This is a genomic window from Monashia sp. HAY1-5C (assembly GCF_056755255.1).
In genome coordinates this window covers 1-239 of sequence record NZ_JBPGXG010000715.1, presented here as the reverse complement: position 1 = coordinate 239, position 239 = coordinate 1, and the positions used below count along the sequence as shown (strand labels likewise).

Annotated in this window: 1 protein-coding gene; it reads right to left on the bottom strand. The window is 59.0% G+C overall.

Annotation, left to right across the window (positions count from 1 at the left end; translation table 11 throughout):
* Positions 1-37 precede the first annotated feature (37 nt).
* Positions 38-239 (bottom strand): GNAT family N-acetyltransferase (locus ACR9ZK_RS23300; protein ID WP_481344284.1); only part of this gene is annotated, 202 nt, incomplete at its 5' end.

Here is a 239-nt window from a genome sequence, read left to right as displayed (position 1 = left end):
CAACAATCCATCGAGAAAGCAGAGGATTTAGTTGGCGTCAGGGCCAGACGAAGCCGATCTTCTTCAGCTGTCGATGATCGAAGGTTTCGATGCCCTCGCAGAAATCGGCGCCACCCTGCCCTCGATAGAACTGGTAGGCATTTTCGTTTTCCTCGAGGCACCAGACGACGAGCCCCTTGCAGCCGAGCGACTTCAACAGCCGGCGCGCCTCGCCGAAAAGCATCCGCCCGAGGCCGAGG